6 protein-coding genes are annotated in these 6077 nt (G+C 72.0%); 2 read left to right on the top strand and 4 right to left on the bottom strand.

The window, feature by feature from the left end; translation table 11 throughout:
* Positions 1 to 100 precede the first annotated feature (100 nt).
* The 4 genes from ACIBI4_RS17710 to ACIBI4_RS17695 form a co-directional block, all read right to left on the bottom strand.
* Positions 101 to 1216 (bottom strand): S1C family serine protease, encoded by a 1116-nt coding sequence (locus ACIBI4_RS17710; protein ID WP_399204806.1) that lies wholly within the window; start codon positions 1214 to 1216, stop codon positions 101 to 103.
* 86 nt (positions 1217 to 1302) lie between these two features.
* Positions 1303 to 3114 (bottom strand): ABC transporter ATP-binding protein, encoded by a 1812-nt coding sequence (locus ACIBI4_RS17705; protein WP_399204834.1) that lies wholly within the window; start codon positions 3112 to 3114, stop codon positions 1303 to 1305.
* 60 nt (positions 3115 to 3174) lie between these two features.
* Positions 3175 to 3918, bottom strand: a complete 744-nt coding sequence (locus tag ACIBI4_RS17700; RefSeq protein ID WP_399204833.1) for a class I SAM-dependent methyltransferase — start codon at positions 3916 to 3918, stop codon at positions 3175 to 3177.
* Positions 3919 to 3998: 80 nt separating this feature from the next.
* Positions 3999 to 4628, bottom strand: a complete 630-nt coding sequence (locus ACIBI4_RS17695; protein ID WP_399204805.1) for a DUF3043 domain-containing protein — start codon at positions 4626 to 4628, stop codon at positions 3999 to 4001.
* 295 nt (positions 4629 to 4923) lie between these two features.
* On the opposite strand from ACIBI4_RS17695, the gene ACIBI4_RS17690 reads away from it, so the two are divergent.
* Together ACIBI4_RS17690 and ACIBI4_RS17685 are read left to right on the top strand one after the other, a co-directional pair.
* Positions 4924 to 5721: a PspA/IM30 family protein gene (locus ACIBI4_RS17690; RefSeq protein ID WP_399204804.1), complete on the top strand. Its 798-nt coding sequence runs from the start codon at positions 4924 to 4926 to the stop codon at positions 5719 to 5721.
* A gap of 27 nt (positions 5722 to 5748) precedes the next feature.
* Positions 5749 to 6033 carry a hypothetical protein gene (locus ACIBI4_RS17685; protein ID WP_399204803.1) on the top strand — a complete coding sequence of 95 codons (285 nt, stop codon included), beginning with the start codon at positions 5749 to 5751 and terminating at the stop codon, positions 6031 to 6033.
* Positions 6034 to 6077 lie beyond the last annotated feature (44 nt).

Below are 6077 nucleotides of genomic sequence, written 5' to 3'. Positions count from 1 at the left end.
CGGGGGGGGGGGGGGGGGCGCCCGGGCGGGCGCCGGCGGGGGGGGGGGGGGGGGGGGGGGGGGGGGGGGGGGCCCCCCCCCCCCCCCCCCCACCCCGTCCTCACATCTCGCCCAGCGTGATCTCGGCCGTGCGGCGCGAACCGTCCCGGTCGTAGACCACCTGGACCTTGTCACCCGGCTTCTTCGCCGCGAGCGCCTCCGACAGCGAGGTGATCGTCGTGACCTCCGTGTCGCCGAAGCGCGTGATCACATCGCCCTGTTCGAGCCCCGCGTCGGCGGCCGCGCCGTCCGACTGCACCTGGACCACCGCGACGCCCGCCGGCTTGTAGTCGTCGCCCAGGACCGTACGGCCGGAGATGTCGAGCGCGGCCCGGCCCGAGTCGGTGACCTCGCCGTCCTCGACGATCTGCCCGGCGACGGTCTGCACCATCGACGCCGGGATCGCGAAGCCGATGCCCGGCGCGGCGCTGTCGCCCATCCCGGGGTCGGTCGCCGCGAGCGTCGGGATGCCGACCACCTCGCCGTCGAGGTTGACCAGGGCGCCGCCGCTGTTGCCGGGGTTGATCGCCGCCGACGTCTGCACCATGTTGCCGATCGTCGCGCCCGGACTGTCGCCGGTGCGCGGCTCGCTGACGGTGCGGCCGGTCGCCGAGACGATGCCCTGCGTCACGCTGGAGGACAGCCCCAGCGGTGAGCCCATCGCCAGCACGATCTGGCCGACCTCGACCTTCGAGGAGTCCCCGAGCTTCGCGGCTTTCAGGCTGCTCGGCGGGTTGTCCAGCTGGATCACGGCGAGGTCCTGCTCGGGATAGCTGGAGACGAGCTTCGCCGTCAGCTCGCGGCCGCCGGTGGCCGCGGTGACCTTGAAGGTCTTGGTGTCCCCGACGACATGCGCGTTGGTGACCACATGGCCCTTGTCGTCGTACACGACACCGGAGCCGAGGCTGTCGCCCGCGGTGATCTGCACGACGGACGGCAGCACGTCCTTGATCACCTTCATGTAGTCGTCCTGCAGCGCGGCCCCGTCCTTGCGGGCGACCGCGGCGGCCTGCGTGGTCGTGTCCGAGCCGTCCGCACCGGACCCGGTACCCGAGCAGCCCGCGAGCAGGGCGGCGGCGCCCAGCGCGGCGGTGAGGGGGACGGCCTTGCGGAGCGCCGTAGGACGCGAGCCGGTGGAGGGGCGAGAGGGCGCACGAGCAGTACGTATTCGGTTCATATCCGGATTGTCGCCAGCACGTCACTCGCTCGGCCTCCCGTACGGGGCCGAACAGGTGGCGCCCACCGGACGCCTTGTGCCGCCCCTCAGGCCTGCGCGGACGCCAGGAACTGCGTGGCCGCCAGCTCCCCGTACAGCGGATCGGCCGCCACCAGCTCCTCGTGCGTGCCCACCGCCCGGACCCGCCCCGCGTCCATCACCACGATCCGGTCGGCCAGCGTCACCGTCGAAAGGCGGTGCGCCACGACCAGGACGGTCACCTCGCGTGCCACCTCCGCGACCACGTCGCGCAGCGCCAGCTCGTTGACGGCGTCGAGCTGCGACGTGGCTTCGTCGAGCAGCAGCAGCCGCGGCTTTCTGAGCAGCGCCCGCGCGATGGCGACGCGCTGCCGCTCCCCGCCCGAAAGCTGCGAACCGCGGTGTCCGACCAGGGAGTCGAGGCCGTCGGGCAGCCGCTCGACGAGCGCGTCGAGCTTCGCCCGTACGAGCACGTCCGCGATGGCCTCCTCGGAGGCATCGGGCGCCGCGAACAGCAGGTTCTCGCGCAGGGTGCCCGCGAGGACCGGGGCGTCCTGCTCCACGTAACCGATCTGCGCCCGCAGTGCGGCCAGCGGCCACGCGCGCACATCGCGGCCGTCGACGAGGACCCGCCCGCCGCTTGCCTCGTGGAACCGCTCGATCAGCCCGAACACCGTGGTCTTGCCCGCGCCCGACGGCCCCACGAAGGCGGTCATCCCGGGGCCCGGCACCTCGAAGCTCACGCCGTGATGGACGTACGGCAGCTCGTCGCGGTAGCGGAAGCGGACGTCGTCGAAGGTGACGGACGCGGGTGCCGTCTCCCGTTCCCCGGGCTCGTCCCCGGGCTCGTCCGCTGCCTCGTCCGCGGATGGCGCCTCCTCGGTCTCCATCCGCTCGGCCTGCACGATCCGCGCGATGGCCGCGGCGCCGACCTGGTACTGCGTGGCCGCCTCGACCAGCCGTGACACGGGGTCGATCAGATAGAAGAGGAAGAGCAGGAACGCCACGAGCGTGGACACCGAGATCGCCCCGGAGGCGACCCGCGCCCCGCCGATCCCGAGCACCGCGAGGAACGACACCTGGACGGCGAGCCCCACCGAACTCCACGCCACCGCCTGCCACTTGGCGGACCGCACCCCGTGCCGCCACGCCTCCTGCGCGGCCGCCTCGACCGCGGCCGACTCCCGCTGCTCGGCGCCCGAGGCCTTGACCGTGCGGAAGGCGCCGAAGGCACGCTCCAGGGCCGTCGAGATCGCGCCGACCGCCTCCTGGGCCCGCGCGGTGGCCTGCGAGATCTTCGGCATGACGAGCGCGACGGCGCCGCCGATCAGCACGATCACACCGAGGGTGACGCCGAGCAGGACCGCGTCCATCAGGCCCATCAGGACGATCGTGGCGATGAAGGTCAGCCCACCGGACACGGCCGAGACCACGGACTGGGTCGTGACGGCCCGCAGGAGCGTGGTGTCGGAGGTGACCCGGGACATCAGATCGCCCGGCTGGGTCCGCTCCACCTCGGAGATCCGCAGCCGCAGCATCCGGCCCACGAGCGTGCGCCGCGCGGCGAGCACCACCGACTCGGCGGTCCGTTCCAGGACGTACGCGCCCACGGACTCGATCGCCGTACCCGCCACGACCAGGACGGTGAGCAGGATCAGGATCCCGACGATCGATTCGTCCCCGTCGAGCCGGTCCACCAGGGCCTTCGCGGCCAGCGGCTGAGCGAGCCCGGTCACGGCACCGACGAGCGTGAGCAGCGCACCGACGGCCACCACCCACCGGTGCGGCCGGAAGTGCCGGTAGAGGGCACGCCAGGTCTCGCGGGCGGGCAGCTTCTCGGTCTTGTCGTCGTCGCTCACGCCACGGGAGACGCGCAACAGGGCGGCTTCACCTGATTCCGCCGGGACCCAGGAGTCCGGTCCCGTACGAGCCCCGGTAGCTCAGCCCCGTACGCCGCACAAATGCATCAGGGCGGCGACCTGCCGGTACGGATCCGTCCGCCCCGCACGCTCCTCCGCGAGCAGCAGCCGCTCCAGCTCCTCGCCGGACGGCGGGCGTGCGTCGTCGGCGGCCAGGTCCGTGAAGACCCGCACGCCGTACCACGCGTGCAGCGGCGCGCCGATGCCCGCGAGCGAGGAGGTGAGGGTGGCCAGGCGGTCCGCGCGGACGGTCAGGCCGAGCCGGTTCTCGTACACGGGGGAGTCGAACGCCGCGAGCGCGGTGTCCCACTGGCCACAGAGGCCCGGGCGCATCGCGAGCGCGTCGGCGTTCCGTACGAGCAGCGAGAGCAGACCGCCGGGGGCGAGCATCCGCGCGAGCCCGGCGAGCATGGCGTCGGGCTCCTCGACGTACATCAGGACGCCGTGGCAGAGCACCACGTCGAAGGCGCCGGGCAGGAAGTGCACCCCGGTGTCGCGGCCGTCGCCCTGGAGCAGCCGGACCCGCTCACGGATCCCGGCCGGCTCCTGGTCGAGCGCCGTACGGGCCGCGACCAGCATCGCCGGATCGGACTCCAGACCGGTCACCTGGTGACCGGCGCGGGCCAGCCGCAGCGCCTGCGTGCCCTGGCCCATGCCGACGTCGAGGATCCGCAGCCGGCGGCCGACGGGGAAGCGCTGGGCCAGCTGCTCGTCGAGCTGCCGGGTCACGAGCTCCTGGCGGACCGCGTCCCGCAGTCCGCCCATGAGCCGCAGCCACTTGTCCGCGCCTCCCGCGAAGGACACGTCACCCGCGAACGACGCTCCCCCCGTGAACGACTCCGCGCTCAGGGCCGCTCTCCGCGCTTCACCTGCGGCTTCGGCAGGCGCAGGCGACGCATCTGGAGGGTGCGCATCAGGGCGTACGCGACGGCGCCGCGCTTCGGCTCGTCCGGGTAGCGCTCACGGAGCTGCTTCTTCAGGCGGAACGCGGTGATGACCGAGTCGATGACGATCAGCACGATCACGGCGAGCCACAGGAGCAGCGCGATGTTCTGCAGCTGCGGGTTCCGCAGCATGCTGAGCACCAGGATGATCACGGCCATCGGCAGGAAGTACTCGGCGATGCAGAACCGCGAGTCGACGAAGTCACGGGCGAACTTGCGCACCGGACCCTTGTCGCGCGCCGGCAGATAGCGCTCATCGCCACTGGCCAGCGCCTCGCGCTGCTTGGCCATGTCCGCACGGCGGGCGTCGCGCGTGCGCTTCACGGCCTCCTTGCGGGTCATCGGCGTATTGGCCACGCTGCGGCGCTGCGACTGTGCCTCGCTGCGCTTGGGAGTGGGGCGACCCTTCGGAGCTTCGGGGTCGCGGGGCGTCTGGGAGTCGACCGGCGCCGATGCGGCGGGGGTCTTCTCATTCTTGGAGCGGCTACCGAACACGAAACCCAAGGGTACGGGGTCCAGGGCATGGACCACAGCCCGCCGGGGAACGATCCGACAACGCCGGGCGTCACTACAGGGACGTAAGGGTCGTACTGCTCGTCGCGGCCCGGGGGGTGGCGTGGATGGTTCCCGGGGGCGTCCCGTGTACGTCCCTGAGAGGCATCTACTCCCTGCGCCGGAGCAGGAAGGCAGGTACTTCGTCCTTGGGGAGGAGCGCATCCGCACACGAACAGTGCGGTAATGGAGGCAGGGCCCGTACGCTGGGTTCTGTCGCAGTGCTGGAGCGGACAGTCGGCTGGATCAGTCAAGAAGGGGGCGCGCGAAGCCCATGAGCGGTGTCATGAAGCGTATGGGGATGATCTTCCGCGCGAAGGCGAACAAGGCCCTTGACAGGGCCGAGGACCCGCGCGAGACCCTCGATTACTCGTATCAGAAGCAGCTGGAGCTGCTGCAGAAGGTGCGCCGCGGCGTCGCCGATGTGGCCACCAGCCGCAAGCGCCTCGAGCTGCAGCTCAACCAGCTGCAGTCGCAGTCCTCCAAGCTGGAGGACCAGGGCCGCAAGGCTCTCGCGCTCGGCCGCGAGGACCTGGCCCGCGAGGCCCTGTCCCGCCGGGCCGCGCTGCAGCAGCAGGTCACGGACCTGGAGGTGCAGCACCAGACGCTGCAGGGCGAGGAGGAGAAGCTCACGCTCGCCGCCCAGCGCCTGCAGGCCAAGGTGGACGCCTTCCGTACGAAGAAGGAGACCATCAAGGCCACCTACACCGCGGCCCAGGCCCAGACGCGTATCGCCGAGTCCTTCTCGGGCATCTCCGAGGAGATGAGCGATGTCGGCACGGCGATCCAGCGCGCCGAGGACAAGACGGCGCAGCTGCAGGCCCGCGCCGGCGCCATCGACGAGCTGCTCGCCTCGGGCGCCCTGGACGACGCCTCGGGCCTGGCCCGCGACGACATCCAGTCCGAGCTCGACCGGCTCTCCGGCGGTACGGACGTGGAGCTGGAGCTCGCCCGGATGAAGGCCGAGCTGGCCGGGGGCAGCACCCCGCAGCAGCAGGCCATCGAGGGCGGCAACGGCGCCCAGCAGCAGACCCAGCAGCCGCAGGACACTCCCCGCTTCGACAAGCAGTAGGCGACCCCACCTCAGGAGGAGAGCGACATGATCGTACGGATCATGGGGGAGGGGCAGGTGAAGCTGGCCGACAGCCACTTCGCCGAACTGAACAAGCTGGACGACGAGCTGCTCGAGGAGATGGAGAACGGGGACGGACCGGCCTTCCGCCGGACCCTCCACGCCCTCCTCGACAAGGTCCGCGAGCTGGGCGACCCGCTCCCGGACGACGCCCTGGAGCCCTCCGAGCTGATCCTGCCTCCGGTGGACGCGACGCTCGAAGAGGTACGGGAGATGCTCAGCGACGACGGGCTGTTCCCCGGGTCCTCCTGACCCCGGCCGGACCGCCCCGGCAGCACTGCCACGGTGCCCCGCAC

Source organism: Streptomyces sp. NPDC050418, assembly GCF_044458745.1.
In the GTDB taxonomy this organism is placed as follows: Bacteria; Actinomycetota; Actinomycetes; order Streptomycetales; family Streptomycetaceae; genus Streptomyces.
This window is presented reverse-complemented; position numbering and strand designations above follow the sequence as displayed.